The sequence below is a fragment of the Staphylococcus lloydii genome, from assembly GCF_015775975.1.
GTDB classification, from domain to species: Bacteria; Bacillota; Bacilli; order Staphylococcales; family Staphylococcaceae; genus Staphylococcus; species Staphylococcus lloydii.
In genome coordinates this window covers 658,557-678,819 of record NZ_CP064056.1, presented here as the reverse complement: position 1 = coordinate 678,819, position 20,263 = coordinate 658,557, and the positions used below count along the sequence as shown (strand labels likewise).

Annotated in this window: 18 protein-coding genes; 7 read left to right on the top strand and 11 right to left on the bottom strand. The window is 32.3% G+C overall.

Annotated features, from left to right (window positions below):
* Nucleotides 1–6 precede the first annotated feature (6 nt).
* On the bottom strand, nucleotides 7–1,335 hold the full coding sequence (locus ISP08_RS03050; RefSeq protein ID WP_195719333.1) for a Na+/H+ antiporter NhaC family protein: 1,329 nt from the start codon (nucleotides 1,333–1,335) through the stop codon (nucleotides 7–9).
* 229 nt (nucleotides 1,336–1,564) lie between these two features.
* Here ISP08_RS03050 and gltS point away from each other — a divergent pair, with 229 nt between their 5' ends.
* The gene (gene gltS / locus ISP08_RS03045) at nucleotides 1,565–2,773 is read left to right on the top strand and encodes a sodium/glutamate symporter (RefSeq protein WP_048793059.1); all 1,209 of its coding nucleotides are present in this window, start codon (nucleotides 1,565–1,567) and stop codon (nucleotides 2,771–2,773) included.
* Nucleotides 2,774–2,837: 64 nt separating this feature from the next.
* Here the strand turns inward: gltS and fni are convergent, their stop codons facing one another.
* Complete coding sequence (fni, locus tag ISP08_RS03040; protein WP_048793060.1) at nucleotides 2,838–3,878, bottom strand: type 2 isopentenyl-diphosphate Delta-isomerase; 1,041 nt, start codon at nucleotides 3,876–3,878, stop codon at nucleotides 2,838–2,840.
* 42 nt (nucleotides 3,879–3,920) lie between these two features.
* Entirely contained in the window at nucleotides 3,921–4,868 is a 948-nt protein-coding gene (gene corA, locus ISP08_RS03035; protein ID WP_195719332.1) for a magnesium/cobalt transporter CorA, read from the bottom strand.
* 130 nt (nucleotides 4,869–4,998) lie between these two features.
* Here corA and ISP08_RS03030 point away from each other — a divergent pair, with 130 nt between their 5' ends.
* A complete protein-coding gene (locus tag ISP08_RS03030) occupies nucleotides 4,999–5,466 on the top strand; it encodes a thioesterase family protein (RefSeq protein ID WP_048793062.1) in 468 nt (155 codons plus the stop codon).
* A gap of 12 nt (nucleotides 5,467–5,478) precedes the next feature.
* Entirely contained in the window at nucleotides 5,479–5,883 is a 405-nt protein-coding gene (locus tag ISP08_RS03025; RefSeq protein WP_195719331.1) for a hypothetical protein, read from the top strand.
* A 52-nt stretch (nucleotides 5,884–5,935) separates the two neighbouring features.
* On the opposite strand, the gene ISP08_RS03020 is transcribed toward ISP08_RS03025, so the two are convergent.
* On the bottom strand, nucleotides 5,936–6,835 hold the full coding sequence (locus tag ISP08_RS03020; RefSeq protein ID WP_048793064.1) for an alpha/beta hydrolase fold domain-containing protein: 900 nt from the start codon (nucleotides 6,833–6,835) through the stop codon (nucleotides 5,936–5,938).
* A gap of 223 nt (nucleotides 6,836–7,058) precedes the next feature.
* Between ISP08_RS03020 and ISP08_RS03015 the strand changes: the two genes are divergently transcribed.
* Nucleotides 7,059–7,706 (top strand): hypothetical protein, encoded by a 648-nt coding sequence (locus tag ISP08_RS03015; RefSeq protein ID WP_048793065.1) that lies wholly within the window; start codon nucleotides 7,059–7,061, stop codon nucleotides 7,704–7,706.
* A gap of 111 nt (nucleotides 7,707–7,817) precedes the next feature.
* Here the strand turns inward: ISP08_RS03015 and ISP08_RS03010 are convergent, their stop codons facing one another.
* Together ISP08_RS03010 and ISP08_RS03005 are read right to left on the bottom strand one after the other, a co-directional pair.
* The gene (locus ISP08_RS03010; RefSeq protein ID WP_195719330.1) at nucleotides 7,818–9,734 is read right to left on the bottom strand and encodes a DHA2 family efflux MFS transporter permease subunit; all 1,917 of its coding nucleotides are present in this window, start codon (nucleotides 9,732–9,734) and stop codon (nucleotides 7,818–7,820) included.
* A gap of 12 nt (nucleotides 9,735–9,746) precedes the next feature.
* On the bottom strand, nucleotides 9,747–10,397 hold the full coding sequence (locus ISP08_RS03005; protein WP_195719329.1) for an HlyD family secretion protein: 651 nt from the start codon (nucleotides 10,395–10,397) through the stop codon (nucleotides 9,747–9,749).
* 128 nt (nucleotides 10,398–10,525) lie between these two features.
* On the opposite strand from ISP08_RS03005, the gene ISP08_RS03000 reads away from it, so the two are divergent.
* Nucleotides 10,526–11,074, top strand: coding sequence for a TetR/AcrR family transcriptional regulator (locus tag ISP08_RS03000; protein WP_195719328.1), 549 nt, complete (start codon nucleotides 10,526–10,528; stop codon nucleotides 11,072–11,074).
* 75 nt (nucleotides 11,075–11,149) lie between these two features.
* Here the strand turns inward: ISP08_RS03000 and ISP08_RS02995 are convergent, their stop codons facing one another.
* Complete coding sequence (locus tag ISP08_RS02995) at nucleotides 11,150–12,358, bottom strand: putative multidrug effflux MFS transporter TcaB (protein ID WP_195719327.1); 1,209 nt, start codon at nucleotides 12,356–12,358, stop codon at nucleotides 11,150–11,152.
* A gap of 156 nt (nucleotides 12,359–12,514) precedes the next feature.
* Nucleotides 12,515–13,882: a membrane-associated protein TcaA gene (locus ISP08_RS02990; protein ID WP_195719326.1), complete on the bottom strand. Its 1,368-nt coding sequence runs from the start codon at nucleotides 13,880–13,882 to the stop codon at nucleotides 12,515–12,517.
* Between the two features lie 273 nt (nucleotides 13,883–14,155).
* Between ISP08_RS02990 and ISP08_RS02985 the strand changes: the two genes are divergently transcribed.
* Nucleotides 14,156–16,639 carry an MMPL family transporter gene (locus ISP08_RS02985; RefSeq protein ID WP_195719325.1) on the top strand — a complete coding sequence of 828 codons (2,484 nt, stop codon included), beginning with the start codon at nucleotides 14,156–14,158 and terminating at the stop codon, nucleotides 16,637–16,639.
* Between the two features lie 129 nt (nucleotides 16,640–16,768).
* On the opposite strand, the gene ISP08_RS02980 is transcribed toward ISP08_RS02985, so the two are convergent.
* The gene (locus tag ISP08_RS02980; RefSeq protein WP_048793072.1) at nucleotides 16,769–17,227 is read right to left on the bottom strand and encodes a MarR family transcriptional regulator TcaR; all 459 of its coding nucleotides are present in this window, start codon (nucleotides 17,225–17,227) and stop codon (nucleotides 16,769–16,771) included.
* Nucleotides 17,228–17,474: 247 nt separating this feature from the next.
* Between ISP08_RS02980 and ISP08_RS02975 the strand changes: the two genes are divergently transcribed.
* The gene (locus ISP08_RS02975; protein ID WP_195719324.1) at nucleotides 17,475–18,437 is read left to right on the top strand and encodes a YdcF family protein; all 963 of its coding nucleotides are present in this window, start codon (nucleotides 17,475–17,477) and stop codon (nucleotides 18,435–18,437) included.
* A 48-nt stretch (nucleotides 18,438–18,485) separates the two neighbouring features.
* Here the strand turns inward: ISP08_RS02975 and ISP08_RS02970 are convergent, their stop codons facing one another.
* Both ISP08_RS02970 and ISP08_RS02965 read right to left on the bottom strand, forming a co-directional pair.
* Entirely contained in the window at nucleotides 18,486–19,175 is a 690-nt protein-coding gene (locus ISP08_RS02970; protein WP_048793074.1) for an ABC transporter ATP-binding protein, read from the bottom strand.
* Nucleotides 19,175–20,227, bottom strand: a complete 1,053-nt coding sequence (locus ISP08_RS02965; protein ID WP_195719323.1) for an ABC transporter permease — start codon at nucleotides 20,225–20,227, stop codon at nucleotides 19,175–19,177. The genes ISP08_RS02970 and ISP08_RS02965 overlap by 1 nt, the downstream gene beginning before the upstream one ends.
* Nucleotides 20,228–20,263: the final 36 nt, after the last annotated feature.

The following is a 20,263-nucleotide window of genomic DNA, read 5'->3' as shown; positions in this document are numbered from 1 at the left end:
TTCAATTTATTTATTCTTTACCTTGTTCTTATCTAATAAACCAAACTGTATTGTAATCACTGTACAAATAATAAAGATAACTGGATAATATGAATATTTTAAAACATCGAGGTATGACACATGTCCGTATTGTTCAACCATTAACATGCCACTATCGTGTGGTAGAACCATTAATGCACAACAAGCGAATATATCTAGTAAACTTGCCATTCTTTTAGGCGGCACTTTATACTCATCACCTATTTCTTTGGCTATAGGTGCTGAAATTATAATAGCTAACGTATTGTGTGATAATGCTGCTGCTAAAATACCAGACATAAAGCCTATTACATATTCTGCACTTTTGCGCCCTTTTGCTTTAGCTTTCATCGTTTGAATAATCCAATCAATACCACCGTAATAACGAATTAAGGCAACCAAACCAGAAACTAAAAAGGCAACTAAGAAGATTAAGAACATGCTTTGCATGCCATCGCCAATAGCTTTTGTAAATTGGAAAATGCCCATATTTCCTTGCACTATGCCCAATAATCCAGCCATCAAAATGCCTATAATTAGCACTAAAATAACATCTAGTCCTGCAATCGCGGCAATCAGCACAAATAAATAAGGTAAAATATTGATAAAGTTAAAGCTTAAATCACCTTTTACTGTACCTGTACCACCAACAATGCCATAACAGACTGCCGTTAAAATAGCAGCCGGTAAGGCAATGAGCACATTCATTTTAAATTTATCTCGCATTTTGGCTCCTACGCCATTTGTCGCTGCTATCGTAGTATCAGAAATAATAGATAAATTATCGCCAAAATAAGCGCCTGCAATGACTGCTGCACCCGCTGCAGCTATACTTAAATCAGCCGCTTGAGCAACAGCAACCCCTACAGGAATAAATGCTGCTTGAGCTCCCGTAGAAGTTCCTAAAGTCAGTGCCGCAAATCCACTCATTATAAAGATGCCGGGAATTAATAAACTCGGTGGAATTACAGAGAGTCCCATATTAACCATAGCATCTTTACCACCCATATCAGATGTAACTGTAGAAAATGCACCTGCTAATAGTAAAATCAGTCCTAAATTAACGATGCCAGAATTACCGGCATTTTCTGTAAAAATTTGTACTTTTTTCGTAAACTTTGTTTTGCGATCATAACAAGTCCACGCAATCACTATACCGATAAACACTGCAACATGACGTGGTAATTGGTCAAACGCATCTTTTTTACCCATAATCGTAAATGTGATACCTACGCCGATATATAAGACTAAAAATATTACTAGCGGTAATAAAGCTAATGCCCCATATTGCTTTTGACTGCGTAGTGAATTTTCCATGACATAACTCCTTATCCTATCTATTTACTCGTGTTTACATAGTAACTAAAAATAAATATAAAGTCATCAATTCGAACTTATTCAATTAAACTGTAAAAAAAATTAAATATTTTTATCTTTATATAATCTATATATTAATCATTGCAATTACTGTCTATTAACATATATAATGCCCTTTAGGTGTTTTTTTGTAAGCGATTACCAAGGCATATAATAAGGAGGACTAATTATGTTACATATAGATGCGGTTACTACCCTGGCACTAGCAAGTGTTTTGTACTTACTTGGTGTCTATATTGTGAATCATGTCTCAATATTAAAGAAATTATGTATACCCGCCCCTGTCATAGGCGGTTTATTGTTTGCAATCTTAGTTGCAATTTTACAGAGTTTTGATATTGTCACAATCAAACTTAACTCTGACTTCTTACAAAATTTCTTTATGTTAGCATTCTTCACTACTATTGGACTAGGTGCATCATTAAAATTATTAAAATTAGGTGGCAAGGTACTTATTTTATATTTCATTTTCTGTGGAATATTAGCTGTACTACAAAATGTTATTGGTGTTTCATTAGCAAAAGTACTTAACATACCACCTTTATTAGGAATTACTGCTGGATCAATGTCAATGGAAGGTGGACATGGTAACGCTGCGGCCTATGGTCAAACCATTCAACAACTGGGTTATCATTCTGCACTTACAGCCGCATTAGCAGCAGCAACTTTAGGTCTAGTTGCGGGGGGCCTTATTGGTGGACCGGTAGTGAAATATTTAATTAACAAATATAATTTAAAACCTTCACAAGCAGAATCTACAAAAGAAGATTATAGTAAAGTTTCTTATAATGAACATTTACATAATAAGATGGAACCAACGACTGTCTTTTTATTACAATTTACTATTGTTGCTATTTGTATGGCAATCGGTAGTTATATCGGCAATACATTTACAGACTTAACTAGTATCAATATCCCAATGTATGTTGGCGCAATGTTTGTAGCTGTTATTATTAGAAATATATCTGAATATAGTAACTTGCAATTAATCGATATGAAAATTGTCGATAAAATCAGTGACGTTTCATTAAGTCTATTTTTATCTATTGCCTTAATGAGTATAAATTTAACAGATATTTATAAATTAGCTATACCGCTTATCATCATCGTGCTTGTTCAAATCGTATTTATCGTTTTATTCTCTGTCTTTATTGTCTTCCGAGGATTAGGTAAAAATTACGACGCTGCGGTAATGATTGGTGGCTTTATTGGACATGGCTTAGGTGCTACACCTAATGCAATGGCTAACCTCGACGTTATTACGAAAAAATTTGGAGCTTCGCCGAAGGCATATCTTGTTGTCCCTATCGTAGGCGCCTTTTTAATAGATTTATTAGGTGTTCCTATCGTGACGTCATTTATTAATCTTTTAAAATAAGTTAATCAAAAAACGTTAGTAAGAAGTGGCTAGACTTCATTACTAACGTTTTTTTTGTGCATGCTTAAATTGTTATGCCTCTTTGTTCCATCCAAGAGATAAGTTCAGGATTAAAAACAATTTGAGTTTGTTTTAACTCTTCAATTGTTCGAACATTTAACATCGTCATAATTTTTTTCATTTGATCGACGAATGATTCGACGTAATCTAAAGTAGAAGTTATCCCATAATTTTCAATATGATTTAAAAATGGTCGCGACATGCCTACTGCATTCGCTCCTAATGCTAAACATTTCACAGCATCTAACGGCGTTCTAACGCCACCACTTGCTAATACATTCATATCTTGTTGGAATTTAGTACTTTCTAATAATGATTCAACAGTAGACTGACCCCAAGATGATAAATAGTTCATATCTTTTAAAGAACGACGTTCATTTTCTATATCGACGAAATTTGTACCACCTTTACCACTGACGTCGACATATTTTACACCTATAGCCTGTAGGCTTTGAATCGTTTCTTTGCTCATACCAAAGCCAACTTCCTTAACGATAACAGGCACGTCTACACGTTCTACAATCAATGCTAAATTATCCATCCACGTTGAAAATTCTCTATTTCCCTCAGGCATGACTAGCTCTTGAGGAGAGTTAACATGCACTTGCAATGCTTGAGCATCCAATAATTTTACCGCTTCTTCTGCTTTATCAACTGGAACATCTGCGCCGACATTACTAAATACAATGCCTTCAGGATTCGTGTCGCGCACGATACTGAATGAAGTGGCCGTATTTGCATTGCGTAATGCAGCATGTGTAGAACCAACAGCCATTGCTAAACCAGTTTCACGCGCTACTACTGCTAATTTTTCATTTATGTTTTTAGTCCATTCACTTCCACCAGTCATCGCATTAATATAAATAGGATAGTCTAGTGTAAAATCAGTTAAATGACTCGTTAAATCTACATCGCTGACATCTATATCTGGAATGGAATGATGTACAAACCTTATTTTATCAAAATCCGATCGTGGCGCATCTGTTTGTGCCATTGCTATTTCCACATGGTCATTTTTTCTTTGTTCTCGCTTTGAATCGCTCACTATTGTCCCTACTTTCATCTAATTAAATTTTATAAGTTACGGTTAAAACCATTTTTTCTTTTTAAAGTACCAAATACATATACTAGCTATAAGTAACATAATAACTAACACGGCGAAATAACTATAGTGCCAATTTAACTCTGGCATATATTTAAAGTTCATACCGTAAATGCCCGTGATTAACGCTAAAGGTGAAAAAATCACAGATACTAGCGTCAAAATTTGCATTATATTATTCATTTTATAAGAACTATACGATTCATAATTCTCTCTTATTTCATTAGTCATTTCATCAGACGTTTTAATACTATTTTCTTGTTTTATCATATGATCTTCAATATGTTGAATATACAAAGCGTCTTTATGACTGTTAAATAGCGTTTCACTATCTTTAAGTGTAACGATAAGTTCATGCATCGGAAATACAATCCGCTTTAATTTTATAATATCTGAACGCAACTTAAACACGCTATCCATAATAATCTTACTCGTAGTATCATTCACATGCTTATCTTCGAAATCATAAACCTTTTCTTCTATACCATAAATATAATCAAAATAATAATCTACAAGTTGATCTATAATATAGAGCATGACGCTGCTTGCAGTTAAACGGTCAGTGGTGTTCTCACTTAAAGTAGCATGAACATCTGTAATAGCTTGTTCATGTGTATGATGGTATGTAATTAACACATTATTTTTTATAAAAAAGTTAATTGCCGTTGGTCTGTAATCGGCTTGTCGTATGCCATGAACTACAATATATTGATATGAAGCATATTTTTTATATTTTGCTCTTGGTGTACCGTTAACTGTATCATCAATTTCAAGTTTATTAAAATTAAAATCATTTTGTAATTGATGATTTTCTAATGATGTTGGATTTTCGTAATCATACCATATGAAATCAGCCTCATCGGGTAAGGCCTGTTCATCATCAACTTGTTGAAGTGGATGGTCGGCAATTTGATATTTTATCGTCAGCCCCATAAAATTTCCTCCCCAACTATTTTCTTTTATTTTACCATGAATCGTGATAGATGTATGTTTAAACCATATTTAGTAATATAATTGTAGACAGTATTAATCAATAATCAGAAATTCAGGAGTTGAAAGGACAATGACTACAGTTTTTACAGTCTCACAGCAAGTTTCTGCTGACATGATTGACCATAATAATCACATGCATGATTCACATTATAATCATATATTTAGTGATATTATCAATCAATTTAATTACGCACACGGCTTATCACTAGAAGAAAGAGAAAAACTCAACTACACGATGTTTACAGCTGAAGAACAAACAAGTTATCTTCAAGAATTAAAGCTCGATGAAGTTTACACAGTTAAATTGTATTTGTACGATTATGATGTCAAAAGAGCACACTTTTTTGCTTTTATGTATAAACAAGATGATTCGCTCGCCGCTACTAACGAAGCGATGATGTTAGGCATTGATAGAGATGCGAATAAAGTAAGTCCTTTCCCTCAACAATATCACCAACAATTAGTACAATACTATGCACAACAACCGACTATAAAATGGCCCAAACAACTTGGTCATCGTATCGGTATACCCAAATAAGGAGTGACTTATATGTCAGAATCATTAATAAATACCATTCGTACACAACTTTATGATCATCATGACGAAGTTAAAGCAGCTTTAAGTGAACTTAATCAAAGTAAATCACTCGTTATCAACGGACCTGATGATCAATTACTTGATAGAGGGTTAAACATTAGTTTTTACCGCGGTCAAAAGCAAACGATAGATGCAGTTAATTCATTATTAGATGCTTATAATGATGAAACAATTTTTTTAAAGCACTATGAACAATATGCACAAGATATAACGGAAGATTATATGAATACAACAAAAAATTTCGCTCAAATGGACAATCCAGAGGACGATTTCGCTACGTTTATTTCTTATTTATATACACTAAAAGGACAAAAATTAATAATTGATGCTATCAATACATTAGTTGCTTCAAAGTAATGTATTAAAAATGCCGTCATTTACATTTAATAATGACGGCATTTTTGTAACTTTAAGTTTTTAATGATTGCGCAATTTGTTTAACTACTTTATGCGATTGTCTAATTGGATATAATGGGAAGCCATGGATCATTTTTTTATATGGATAAAAATGAATAGGTTGTTGATGTTCTTCACCTAATTCTACAAGTTTCAACATATCTGGATAGTAGACTTCTTGCGTACTACCGAACATGTAAATAGTCGGTAAGTGATTAATGATGCCATTTATCGGGGAAATTTTTGCATCTTTCAACGCATAGTCTCCAGACCATTCTGCCATGACTTTACGTACGCCTTCGACATTAATCAACTTATCTTTATTGATTAACTCTTCAGTAATTTGATTATTTTCCAATTCTGCATCTAACAGCGGAGATAACAAATAAATTTTCTCTGGCATTGGAAGGTTTTGTGCATATAATTGTTGCACAAAGCTAAGCGCCAAACTACCGCCAGAGCCATCACCCATAATCACTATATTGTCCTCTCCTACCTCGGACACCAGTTGTTGATATAAATCATTTATGGCACTATAAGTATCATTTGCATTGTAAGTCGGTGCTTTAGGATAAATAGGCATGACAATTTCATACAATGAACTTAACGCTAATTTATCCATAAATCTCCAATGAAAAACTGACGGTTGTAATACGTTATATCCGCCATGAAGATATAAAATTTTCTGCTTACTATTATGTCTAAAATTAAATCTAAACACCTGCATGTCGTTAAATGTTTGTTTTTCTAAATTAGACTTTATATTTAAACTTTCTGGTTGCTTATGTTTTTGTGCATTCAATTTCTCACGTTGACTCAAAAATTGTTGTAACTGGTTCTCATTGTCAAAATTAATCGATCTAACTGGTAATAAATATTTATTAATGAAGCGATTCATTATGTTAAAAGCCATGAATTAACCAACCCACTCTTTTTATAAATTTAAAAACTAAATAGATATCATAATATTTATCATATATATTTTCCCACTTACACTTTAAAAACAGTTATAATAAATTATAAATAACTATTTGATTTTCAATATGATATTAATAAATAGCATATTATTATTTAAATACTAACACAAAAATTTTGGACTTAAAAAATATACCTGTTTTTTATTGAAAGGAGTACATATGGCAGAACAAGATCACAGATTTAAAAACTTTGAACATACGTTGACAAGTGCACCGATGCATAGAGGTCAAAAGTTAGGAAAGAAAAGATTTTCTTGGTTTAATCTGATAATTCATATCATAGTGTTAATTTTAACAGCGATAACAGGTTACAGCATGTATAAACAGCCTGTATTTAATCTATCAATGGTCAATAAACCGATAACTTTTCATCAGTTGAGTCACTTTCAAGATACGTTAAATGATATATCCAACCTCGATATTAACATTGATAACATTGAAAACCTTCAATCACGAATAGATTCACTTATTCTAGTCTTTGATATCTTTTTTATAGCAACAATTGTAAGTTTAGTATTATCGATACTTACGATTATTTTTAATCGTATGGTACTAAAGATAATTAATATTTTTATTTTAATAATTATGCTAGTGATTACTTTTGGCTTTTCAATCATTCTACAAAATATTGCTGCACGCATTGCCAAAAATTTAAGTCAATATTATGTTTCGATTAAACCAGAGCAAGTACTCACGCAATCTGATGCGATTAATAACGCATTAATCTTATTAATATGTAGTTTAGCCTTACTATTTATTAGTCTATTCTTTAGAAATAAACGTAAACGCATTAATACAGTTCAATAAATTTAACATGAAAGTACTGCCAGTCGTGCAGTACTTTTTTTGTGCAAAAAAGAAGCACCATTATCATAGAGAGATAATGATGCTTCTTAAAATTTTTAGGATATTTTACAATTATTTTTCTCTTGAAATATAATGCTCTTTGCCTTTTAAGAATAAACTTAAGATAAATGCTAGTAAACTTAATCCAGTTGCAACTAAGAACGCGCTATTCACACCATTAATAGAAGCAAGTTTTTGAACGAAACCTAAGATTTGTTTAGTAGCCATTTGTTCTCCACCCATTGCTTGAGCCATTTGTTGTAAATGGTCTTTAAGGAATGGACTCGTTTTATCTAATTCTTGTGCATAAGTAGCAGAATATTGTGTTGTTTGGTTAGACATTACTGTTACTAGTATTGCCGTACCAATAGAACCTGCTAATTGTCTCATTGTATTAGACAATGCATTACCATGAGGTATTAAGCGTAGCGGTAATGAGTTCATACCTGCTGTCATAATAGGCATCATAATGAAACTCATACCGAATGAACGTATGATATAAATTAACATTAAATGACCATAAGTGGTATTCATATTAAGTTTAGTCAATTCGTACGTTGCATACGTCATAATCGCAGTACCTATAATAGCTAATGGTTTAATACCGATAGCATCAAGTAATCGCCCTGCGATTGGTCCCATAATACCCATAATTATGGCACCCGGCAAGAGTAATAGACCAGATTGTACAGGTGTGAAACCTCTTAAGTTTTGTAAATATAATGGTAATAAAATCATACCACCAAATAAACTCATTGTAACAATCATGTTGATAACAGTAGTTAACGTGAAACCTGAATATTTCAATACTTCTAAGTTAAGCATTGGCATACGCATTGTTAATTCACGGATTACAAAAGCAATAATAAAGATTACACCAATAATAAATGAAACGATGATTACTGGTGAAGTCCAGCTTTTATTTCCTGCTTCACTAAATCCATATAATAAAGCACCGAAACCGATAGTACTAAAGATAATACCCGGAATGTCAGCTTTAGGATTGCTTGTAACTTGATATACACGGAACCAAATATATGAGATTAATAGTGAAACTAAACCGATTACGAACATGCCGTAGAACATTACGTTCCAGTGATAGTTTTCAACGATATAACCAGATAATGTTGGCCCGATTGCTGGTGCTAATATCATCGCAATACCAAGTGTACCCATCGCCGCACCACGTTTTTCTGGTGGGAAGATAGTCATAAACACATTAGTACCTAAAGGCATTAATACACCAGCACCGATAGCTTGTAATACACGTCCAATCATCATAATAGTGAATGAACCTGAAACACCACAAACAAGTGAACCTATTGTAAATAACGCCATCGCAACTAAGAATAATTTACGATATGAGTATTTATTGAATAGGTAGGCACTGATTGGAATTAAAATTCCGTTGACAAGCATGAAACCAGTCATCAACCATTGCCCTGTATTTGCTGAGATATTAAAGTCTGTATTAATTTTAGGTAAGGCAACATTTAACAATGTTTGGTTTAAAATCGCAATAAACATACCAAAAATCATTGCTAATAACACTTTCATTTGTGTAGTACCTTTACCAAACATAAATGAACTATGTTCTTTTTTTAATTTTTCGTTAACCCTAGCTTCTTCTGAATCAGGGTTAATTTTATCAAAATCTGAATCTTGTGCACCATCTTCTTGAGCATGCTCATTAGAAGTTGTCTGTGCCGACTCAGAAGTAAATGATTGAGTTTCTTCATTATCTACAGAAGCCGCTTCAGCTTTTTCTGTAGAATCAGTGTTAGATAATTTATTGGACTCTGCCGTATCATCTTTGTCTCTTATGTTAAATTTAGATTGATAACTTTGACTCGACGAATCATTGTTATAATTTTTTTGTTCCAGTTGTCTTTTAGTTGATTTCTTGCCTCTTTTCGAAATAAACAAGTTTAACAACCCGACAAGAATGATCGCTATGACTACATAAATTATAATGAAGGTCGCTGTCATTTAAAGACCCCCTTAGTTTTTATGAATTTTAACTTCAGCGTTCATTCCTGGAACAACGTTTTTAGATGGTTTTGAATCTAACTTGATTTTAACAGGTACTACTTGAGAAACTTTAGTATAGTTACCATCACTATTAGAAGAAGGCATCATTGAGAAGCTTGAAGCAGTTGCTTTACCTACTTGTTCAACTTTACCTTTAAGGTTAGCATTTTCACCATCAACTTTAATGTCAACGTCTTTACCTTTTTCTACATCTGCAATGTCTTTTTCGTCAACATTTGCAGTTACGTTTAAATCATCTAAATTATAAGCATAAGCAATTGGTGATCCAGCTTGAGCTACTGAACCTTTCATGCCATCAGTTTTTACGATTGTACCGTCTTCAGGCATTTTAATGTCCATAGTTTGAGGTGAACCGCCGCTTTCACTTTTAGCTGAGATTGAAGCAACTTTGTCACCTTTTTTCATGTCGTCATTTTCTTTCGCATCGAAAGATTTCAATTCACCTGACGCAGGTGCAGAGATTTTAATTTGGTCGCCATCAACTTTAGCGTTGTCTGTCGATACATAGCTTGTAGCTTGATTGTAAAAATGGAAGCCAACGACACCAACAATTACAAGAACTACAATAGTAATGACATTAATTAATATCATTTTTTTCATTATTGTTTCCTCCTATTTGCTTTTAAATTTCACTTTATCTATTATAGAGAGATGAGACTAAAAAAAATACCGACACTTAAAAAAAATGTGTCGGCAAAGATATAGAAATTTTTAACGTAGGTGTAAAAATGAGACAAAAGGCTAAATTTAGAATTATACGCAATATGATAATATTACTTGAGGAATATCCTTTTGAAGAAATCACAATTAAAATGGTGTGTGCTTACAGTAATGTAAATAGAACTACATTTTATGATTATTTCCTTGATAAATATGACTTGATTACACAAATTCAACAATATCATTTAACTAAATACAAAGCATTGTTAAAATCACTTGATACAAGTTTAGAAAATGCGCCCAATAACCATGTTAAATTATATAAATTTTTCAAAATCATACTAACTTACATTAAGCGCAACTATGGCTATTTCCATGCAATTATGGTCACACATCCAAATAAAAATCTATTTTCCGAATATATGATAGTTACGAAGGATGCATATAAAGAGATCATTGAAACACATAGCTCTGTAAGAAATAAAAAGCAGTTTGTAATTTATAATATTGGTGGACAGTTAGGTATTGTCTATTTTTGGATCCGTGAAAACTGCGAAGAATCAGTAGATGCACTTGCACAAATATTGCTAGCAAATACAATTAAACTACAACGTTAACTTTTCCCATTCATTAGTAAACAAAAAGACTACAAGCGTAATTGAATTTAATTCAACAACGCTTGTAGTCTTTTTTTATTGTACTGTGTTGCGAAAAGCAAAGTAATTAAAAACTTGTAGGATAATTAAGATAAACCCACTAATACAAATAATAGTTATATAAGGTGTAGCGCTTGTTTCACCGGCTAACCCAACTAATGGTGTAACTAACCCACCGAAAAGAGACTGTACGAGTCCAAGTAAACTTGAAGCACTACCACTGCCACCTGTTCTCTCATTCATAGCAATTGAAAATGCTAAAGTAGCTACGCCTGTTACTGGTGCTACTAAAATAATAAAGCCGATAATGAGTGCAACGATATGTAGGTGTGAGACTAACGTTACAGTCACCCAAATAACGCCAATAATTTGAATAACAGTTAATGCTCTTAACAGTGTTTGTTGATTTATATAGTCTACAAGTTTACCGGTTAGCTGACTTGAAAAAATAAGTGTAATACCCACGCCAGCGAACATCCAACTGAAATGCAATGCAGACAAATGATAAATACTTTGTGTAATAAAGGGTGAGGCTGAAATGTAACTAAATAACATGATAAATGTAAAACCTTGAATTAACATCGGTAATACGAACTTTGGTCTTACTACTAATAAACCAAAGTTTTTAAAAATAGCACCTATATGTGCTTGATCTCTACGTTCAATCGGTAATGATTCATTAAGTTTGAACAATGAACCAATCACCATACAAACACCAAATATCGTTAAAATCACAAATACCATTCTCCACGTAGAAAATGACAAGATGATACCACCAAGCGTCGGCGCTATAACGGGGGCAATGCCGTTCACTAACATTAATACGGCTAAAAACTTAGTCAGTTGTTTACCACTATATAAGTCACTTGAAATCGCACGGGAAATAACTGCGCCTGCACCACCACAGAAGCCTTGAATAAATCTTAACAATACCATTAACCATATATTAGTAGTAAAAACGATAGCAATACTTGCTATTGTAAAAATAACCATGGCGATGATAAGTGGATTTTTTCTCCCTAAAGCGTCTGAAATCGGTCCGATAAATAAATTACCAAGAGCCAAACCAATCATAAATAATGATAGTGTAAGCTGTGCATTTGAAGTTGTCGTACTGAAATCCGAACGCAATTGAGGTAAGCCCGGCAAAAACATATCAATAGATAAAGCGCCTATGGCTGTTAATGCACCTAATATAATGATAAATAACATAGAAGGTTTTGCAGTTTGTTCGTAACTTTTCATTTATTTAACTCCTAAAATAAACTTTTTATGTATTATTTAAATAGTAACATTAAATACAATAAAGTATCTATTGAATTATTAAAAGAGCGGGCAGAAAATAATTTTCTGTCCCGCTCTTTGTATCGTTATGTTTTCCGTTAATAAATATAATATTTATTAGTCAGTATAATGAGTAACTTTTAAATCATTACCTTTATCAGTGCCCTCTAGCGTATATTTAACCTCGCCGTATTGGCCGTCCTTTTTTATGCCATAGCCACTTACATAAAATTTCTTACCGACTTTAATAATTTCTGAAATTTGAGGGACTTGCATCGCGCTATAACTTTGTGAAGTTATGGCACTTTTAATCGATTTATAATTAGATGAGTCTTTCTTCAAATAATCAGATACAATGTTAAAATCACTTTGACCATATGCAGTATTTAAAGCTGCGGTATAATTACTAAAAAAATTCGTTATTTTAGAACGGAAACTGTTTTCTTCTTTTTCTTTCTTCTTAACATAGTCTTCTATCTTATCTTTATCGAAAGGCACCTTAACATTGGTATTATCTTTTAAGCTATCAGGTTGGATCGTTGTTTCGCTAGATTTAAAGTCTTTCTTCTTAGCTTCCCCACTCGCAGAAACTTTAATTTGTTCATTTTTAGGATAAGGTCCATATGCTTTCGATTCATCATAGTCATATGTTTTATCATTAATTTTAACTTTAATAGAATTATTATCAAGTTTGCTTGCGCCGGACAAGTTTATACGTAGATATGCTTCGTCAAAGTTTTCAGACACATCCACAGTTTCATTATTACTATCATTGAAGTTAAAGTTTAATTTACCACTGAACTGACCGTTATCTGTAGTTCGCTTAGCATCGATACTATAATCACCAGGGATAAATTTACCCAATGAAGTTGTTTTATCTTTAGGCGCTTCAATAGTACGTTGCTTATCATTAGATCTGAATTTGTATTTCGCGTCAATTTTTGGTTTAACAATTGCTTCTTTTGTTGGCGCTGTAAAATTCATATTATTAAATATTAAATATCTACGTCCGTTTTTAGTAATTTTTAATATCTTTTCACCGTTACGTGCTGTCACATATTTAGAAAGTTGGTGGTCACTTTCATTTAAAGAAGCAATTTTCGTTCTCACGTCTTTAGTGAAATTTTTCATACCAATTTCATTTTTAATATATTTAATATATGCTTTGGCTTCGTCTTCATCGACATTATTATTTTGAGTACTTAGCACGGTCGATAACTTTTGCGTATCATTATTATCGATAGCATTGACTAATAATTCAGATTGCGCTTCAGGTGAATTAAAATTCTTTAATAAGAAGAAAATGATAATGATTAATACGATGATAAAAAATGCAATTCCCCATGGAATAACTTTGCGAACGTTTGTATTTGAAGCTTTCTTTTGATTATTTCTTGATTGCCGATTTAATAAATTATGTCCGCAATTTGAGCACACTTTGTCGTCATTATGTACCTCTGTTCCACAGTTTGGGCACTTGCGCATTTTATATCACCTCTTACTAAAAAAATTTACAACTATTTTACTATAATATCATATTTTTAACTAAACTTATACGAAAGGATTAGTTTCACTTTAAGAAAATTAAACGGCTATTTGAACATCTTTGTACCTTATTTCCTATTATATGAATTTTCTTATTATATTGATATACACATTTAGTCCAACATTTATAAAAAATTTATCGCCCACCATTAGTTGACGGTTATCAACTAAAAATGCTATACTATTCCAGTAAAAAAATTCTAGGAGGCTATTATGAAATCAATATTAAAATTTAGATGGCTGATTTCCATTATAGTTGTGATAGCGATTGCTTGTTCCATTGTCTTTGCACCTAACCTCTCAAAGTTAGCTAGTGATAAAGGGGACATCGTGCCACCGAACGATACGACTTCACAACAATACAAGCAAATGTTAAAAGATGTTGGCGCTAATTCTAATAGTATGAGTGCCGTAATCAAACTGGACCATAAGTTGGACAGTTCATCTAAAAAAGAAATCAACGATTATGTAGATAAAGTAAAAAAAGTAAATGGCGTAGAAAGCGTTATTTCACCTTTCGAAACCAAAGATACTGAAAATAAACTTGTTTCTGATAATAAAAAATCTGTCATGATTCCTATTGTGTCTTCTGATAATAAAAATAAAACTTTAGACGCTAAAAAGGATATTCAGGAAATAAATCCAAATTTTAAAAATGTTTATTTAACTGGTAACGATATTATTCATGACGATATTAATAAGAGTGTAGAAAAAGGATTACAAGCTACTGAAATCATCACAGTAATATTAATTCTAGTGATTTTATTCTTCGTCTTCCGTTCTGTAGTCACTCCTTTTGTACCATTAATATTTGTAGGATTATCTTACGTTTTTGCACAAGGTATTCTTGCGCTATTGGTTAAATATTTTGATTTTCCTGTGTCTATTTACATTCAATCATTCTTAGTCGCCCTATTATTCGGTATAGGTACTGACTATTGTATCTTATTACTAAACAGATATAAGGAAGAATTAGGTAAAGACCAATCTAATTTCGATGCTGTTTTAAGCACTTTTAAAAATGGCGGACGTACAATATTAATTTGTGCCATTACCGTTTTAGTTGGCTTTGGTGCATTATTCTTCGTTAAATTTAGTTTATTTAAATCTGCAGTTGGTATTGCAGTCGGCGTTTTATGTTTAATGATTGTTTTATTTACGTTATTACCTACACTCCTAGCTCTAATCGGAGACAAAGTATTTTGGCCTAGTAAAAATGCTGCCGGCCATGCAGACAGTAAGTTATGGGGTAAATTAGCAGATTTCACTACTAAACGCCCATTCGTAGCATTAGTAATCGTGTTCGTAATTATGGTGCCACTTATTTTCTTCTCACCTAATAACATTACTTACGACAATACTAATGAAATTAGTGATAAATATGACTCTATAAAAGCCATCAATGTTATTAAAAATGATTTCAGTGTCGGAGAAGCTTTCCCAGTTCAAGTAGCGATTAAATCGGATAATAAATTAACTGACAGCAAAGGTGTTAATGACGTTGAGGCGTTATCTAAATCTATTGACAAAATTAAAGGCGTCGATTCAGTAAGTACAATCACTCGTCCAACTGGTACGCCTATCAAACAGCTAGATGCCACTTATCAATTAAACGAAATGCAAAAACAACTTAGTAAAGCTAATAGTGGTTTAAGCGATGTCAATAATGGCCTTAATAAAATGAACTCACAAGTATCACCATTAACAGATAGTCAACAAGTTCAAGGAATGATGCAACAAGGTAGCCAAGACCCACAATCGTCAAACCAGAAAGTGACACAACAAGCTGGTCAATTATCTCAAGGTCTTGAAAAATCTCAAAATGGTATATCTCAAGTTCAAGATGGTCAATCTAAAATTCAACAACGCATGAAAGATATGTCTAAAGATACAAACATTAAAAAATCAGGTATGTACATTACTGATGACATGCTTAAAAATGGTGATTTGAAAAAATCAGTTGATCAATATAGCGAAGATAATGGCAAAATTATGCTGTTAAACATTGATTTAAAAGATGATCCATTCTCTAATAAAGCAATGAATACTGTCGATACAATTCATAAAACTGTAGACAACCAAGTTAAAGGCACATCATTTAAAGATAGCAAAATTGAATATGGTGGCATGTCTTCTCAAAATAATGACTTACAAGACACAATCGACCATGATATGAATAAAGCGATTATATTAATTTCTATATTCTTATTCATAGTGTTATTAATATTCCAACGCTCAATTATTATGCCTATCTACATGATTGCTTCTATATTAATTACGTACTACGCTTCAATAGGTATTAGTAATATTATCTTTGGCAACATGTTGCATATGGGTGGATTGTTACTCGTGGTGCCATTCTTTAGTTTCGTTGTATTAATGGCCCTCGGCGTCGATTATGCTATATTCTTAGTTAACCGCTTCAGCGAAGAAGCATCCTTAGGCATAAACGAAGCATTACAAATCGCTATGCGTAAAATGGGCAAAGTGATAATGACTGCGTGTATTATTCTTATAGGTACCGTAGCCGCATTATATGCTTCAGGTGCAATGACGCTTATGGAAATTGCAACAGTCGTTATACTCGGTTTAATAATTTATAATGTATTCATGTTACCGCTATTTATTCCTGCAGTAGCAAAATCATTTGGTAAAGGCAACTGGTGGCCATTCAAATATAAAGGTAACAATCAATAAACTTATTCGTTACTTAAACAGCTATTTATAATAACTAAGCACCGAACCAATCGATATATGATTGATTCGGTGCTTTTTAATATAAAAAAAGCTCAACTTTTTATCAATTGAGCTCATGTCGATTCGTTATTAACTATTAATATTGAAGTTTTTTAATCGGTCATCAATGATTTCTAACACATAACGCGCTTGTTCGATTTGTTCTTCTGATAAATCATACAACATATCGCTTACGATATCGGAAATAATAGATTTACATTCATTACTGAATTGTTTCCCTTTGTCGGTTAACTTAATGTATTTTAATCTTTGATCCAAATGCGCTTCTGTTTTATCCCACTCTACTAAACCTGATTGAATAAGTTTTTTAATTCTACGACTTACTGCAGCTTTATTAACGTCTTGTCTTTCTGTAATTTCTGTTAACGTCAAAGCTTTTTCATTTTCTAACATCATAATAACATTTTCTTGTTCTTTAGAGATGTTATATTCTTCTCTTAAGTCTTTAAGTAGTTTCGCCAACAAAGTATTGATGTCATCTAGAAAACCACCCATAAATTCAATATGACTTCTTATATTTTTAACCATAAATCTCGCACCCCAAACTGGCTTTGTCCTTTTAAAATGGTCACTCTCACCTTAATATGTTAATAATATAATATCAATAAATAAGGTTGTAATAAAGCATTATAAGAATAATGGTTAACTTATAATCTTTACTTATTATTTATAATACACTGTTAAAATTTTTTAATATAAATCAATAAGGACTTCTAGTTGCTTATTTCTTATGAATACTCTACATTAATTATAAATTAACCAATCGAGGTGTAAGATGTACTTACCAACAATCATACTCTGTATTGCTATTGTTTTTATTTTTATTAGTTTAACTCTAGGTCAACAATACTTTATCTCTTTAAATGCTTATATTACTGTAGTCATCTTGGGTTTTATAGGCATCGCTTACCATGTTTGGAAAGACACTTTCCCTTTTGACCTAATCATCACTATCCTTATCGGAGGCATTTTATTACACGTTAAACACCGACATCTCTTTAAAAGCGATAATAGCAAGTTATTTCTACAGAGACTATACGTCATTGTTATCAAACTTTGCGTCTTTATTTTAGCTTGTACTTATATTAGCTTGATACCATTATTTTTCAATTTTGTATTTTTATGGTTAGCGGCAGTAGGTTTCAGTGCATTATTCGCTTTAATTTGTTTTACCGTATGGTCGTCTATTTATGCTGATGTATCAGTTAAACAACAATGTGATGCGATTTTAATTTTAGGTGCAGGTATTTTCACAGAAGAAGTAACGCCTATGTTGAAAGACCGTTTAGAGTGTGCCCTTAAATTATTCAATTCAAACCCCAATGTACAAATCATAGTTAGTGGTGGTCAAGGACCAGACGAACCTATCTCTGAAGCCTTAGCCATGCAACGTTATTTAATTGCTAACGGCGTGCCTCAACACAATATAGTAATGGAAGACCGTTCAACAAGTACTTATGAAAATATAAAATTCACCAAGTTATTACTTAGCAACCATCTTTCCAGAAATGCCAAAATGATTTGCGTCACAAGTCAATTTCATATATTACGCGCGCTTAGATTTGGCCAAAAGTTCAACTTAAAATTTAAAGGATTAGGCAGTCGTACACCGTATCATTTTTTTGAAGTAGCATTAATCAGAGATTATCTTGCATTAATGTATCAATATAAAGCGTTACTAACGATTTATTTTGCCGCATTATTTATTTTAAGTTTCTTTGCTTTATGGTCATTGTAAATAATAAAAAGGAAATCACCGATACGGCGATTTCCTTTTTATTTTATCTTAATTTGAAACTGGCTGTTTATCATTATCTACAATTTTACCGTTATCTAATTCTATAATTCTATCGGCATATTGGAATAAACGTTGATCGTGTGTAATCATAATACCAATCATGTTGTTCTCTTGAATTTGTTGTTTAATCATGTGGACAACTTCAGTTGCTCTGCTTGCATCCAAACTAGCCGTTGGCTCATCGGCTAAGATTATTTTAGGGTTATTCATAAATGCTCTCATTATAGCTACACGTTGTTTTTCTCCGCCTGATAACATATGAGGGTAAACATTTAAACGATGTGATAAACCTATATCACCTAATAGTCTCTGCGCTTTATTGTTAGCTTCTTTTTTAGGCATTTTAGCTTCTCTACCTAAAGTAGTTAATTGCTCACTCACTGTTAAATAAGGTACTAAATGAGATGATTGAAAAATAAATCCTATTTCAGTTAGACGTAAATCTGCAGGTTTATTACTTGCTGAGAACAAGGGTGCATCATTATAAATAATGTCACCGCTATTAGGTGTTAATAGACCACCTAATATAGTTAGTAAAGTTGTTTTCCCTGAACCTGATGCACCGTTTAAAATAACGAACTCTCCATCGTTCACATTAAAATTAATCCCTTTTAAAACTTCTGTTTCTGCTTGGCCACTACCAAATGTTTTTGTAATTTCATTAACTGTTAAAGTCATTATTCTGCACCTCCAATGGCTTCTATAGGATCTACTTTAAATAATTTAATAAATGATAATATTGCTCCGATAATCGCAACTAGGATAAATATAACTACTACGATTGCCAAGTTTGTTGCCGTTATATGGAATGGCATTGATACTGGCATAATCATTGATAAACCGCTAATGATTCCAATAGCAATAATAACGCCCACCATTGTGCTTAATACGATTTGTGTTACTAAAGCTAAAAGTAAATGTTTCGTCTTAATACCTATTGCTTTAAGTATGCCTATTTCTGATATTTTTTGAATTGTCATAACGTAGAAAAAGGCACTTAATACTATGGCAGTAATAACATATAAACTTACAATCATCATGTTCAATGGTGCTTGTTCTGCTTGATAACTTGGAAGTTCATCAGTAATATTTTTCTCACTATATGTTTTAACACCATCTATATTTTTAATTTTTTGTTGTTGCTCTTTTGATAATTTATTAACTGGGAATATGACAGAACTATGTTTATTTAAGTCGTCGAACCCTTTATTGTTCATCATTACGATTGAACTGTGCGCATGCATCGTATCTGTAAGAATACCTGATATAGTCAATTTCTTGCCAGATTTTGTTTTAACTTTATCTCCTACTGATAAACCATCTGCAGTTAATTTATTATTAATTGCAACTTCATTGTTGTTTTTAGGATAATGACCTTTTTCTAATTTTGGACGTTTATTTTTTACGCCATTAATCATCATAACGTCTTCTTCATCTTTATTCACATTTAGCGTCTGAGGTGCTATTTTCATCGGTTGTTGATTTGTTATATCTTTTATTTGTTGTTGCTGCTTTGTGGTTAATTCAGATTTTTCAATTTGTGGTTGTTTATTATCTTGCATGACGTATTTTTGTGCATTCATATTATTTAACATTGAAACGTTTTCTCTTGCTAGTCCTTGTGCCAAACCACTTATAAACAACACCATAATACTTAATAATAAAATGATGAGCATAATTAAAATAAAACGAAATTTATAAAACTTCATCTCTTGTAGTGCTAGTTTCATAGTAAATTCACTCCTCCGTTAACTTTATATTTGTAT

What these genes read in the sequence shown, in the direction of transcription:
- ISP08_RS03050 (WP_195719333.1), bottom strand. Translation starts at nt 1,335, where the DNA reads ATGGAAAATTCACTACGCAGTCAAAAGCAATATGGGGCATTAGCTTTA.
- gltS (WP_048793059.1), top strand. Translation starts at nt 1,565, where the DNA reads ATGTTACATATAGATGCGGTTACTACCCTGGCACTAGCAAGTGTTTTG.
- corA (WP_195719332.1), bottom strand. Translation starts at nt 4,868, where the DNA reads ATGGGGCTGACGATAAAATATCAAATTGCCGACCATCCACTTCAACAA.
- ISP08_RS03030 (WP_048793062.1), top strand. Translation starts at nt 4,999, where the DNA reads ATGACTACAGTTTTTACAGTCTCACAGCAAGTTTCTGCTGACATGATT.
- ISP08_RS03025 (WP_195719331.1), top strand. Translation starts at nt 5,479, where the DNA reads ATGTCAGAATCATTAATAAATACCATTCGTACACAACTTTATGATCAT.
- ISP08_RS03020 (WP_048793064.1), bottom strand. Translation starts at nt 6,835, where the DNA reads ATGGCTTTTAACATAATGAATCGCTTCATTAATAAATATTTATTACCA.
- ISP08_RS03015 (WP_048793065.1), top strand. Translation starts at nt 7,059, where the DNA reads ATGGCAGAACAAGATCACAGATTTAAAAACTTTGAACATACGTTGACA.
- ISP08_RS03010 (WP_195719330.1), bottom strand. Translation starts at nt 9,734, where the DNA reads ATGACAGCGACCTTCATTATAATTTATGTAGTCATAGCGATCATTCTT.
- ISP08_RS03005 (WP_195719329.1), bottom strand. Translation starts at nt 10,397, where the DNA reads ATGAAAAAAATGATATTAATTAATGTCATTACTATTGTAGTTCTTGTA.
- ISP08_RS03000 (WP_195719328.1), top strand. Translation starts at nt 10,526, where the DNA reads ATGAGACAAAAGGCTAAATTTAGAATTATACGCAATATGATAATATTA.
- ISP08_RS02995 (WP_195719327.1), bottom strand. Translation starts at nt 12,358, where the DNA reads ATGAAAAGTTACGAACAAACTGCAAAACCTTCTATGTTATTTATCATT.
- ISP08_RS02990 (WP_195719326.1), bottom strand. Translation starts at nt 13,882, where the DNA reads ATGCGCAAGTGCCCAAACTGTGGAACAGAGGTACATAATGACGACAAA.
- ISP08_RS02985 (WP_195719325.1), top strand. Translation starts at nt 14,156, where the DNA reads ATGAAATCAATATTAAAATTTAGATGGCTGATTTCCATTATAGTTGTG.
- ISP08_RS02980 (WP_048793072.1), bottom strand. Translation starts at nt 17,227, where the DNA reads ATGGTTAAAAATATAAGAAGTCATATTGAATTTATGGGTGGTTTTCTA.
- ISP08_RS02975 (WP_195719324.1), top strand. Translation starts at nt 17,475, where the DNA reads ATGTACTTACCAACAATCATACTCTGTATTGCTATTGTTTTTATTTTT.
- ISP08_RS02970 (WP_048793074.1), bottom strand. Translation starts at nt 19,175, where the DNA reads ATGACTTTAACAGTTAATGAAATTACAAAAACATTTGGTAGTGGCCAA.
- ISP08_RS02965 (WP_195719323.1), bottom strand. Translation starts at nt 20,227, where the DNA reads ATGAAACTAGCACTACAAGAGATGAAGTTTTATAAATTTCGTTTTATT.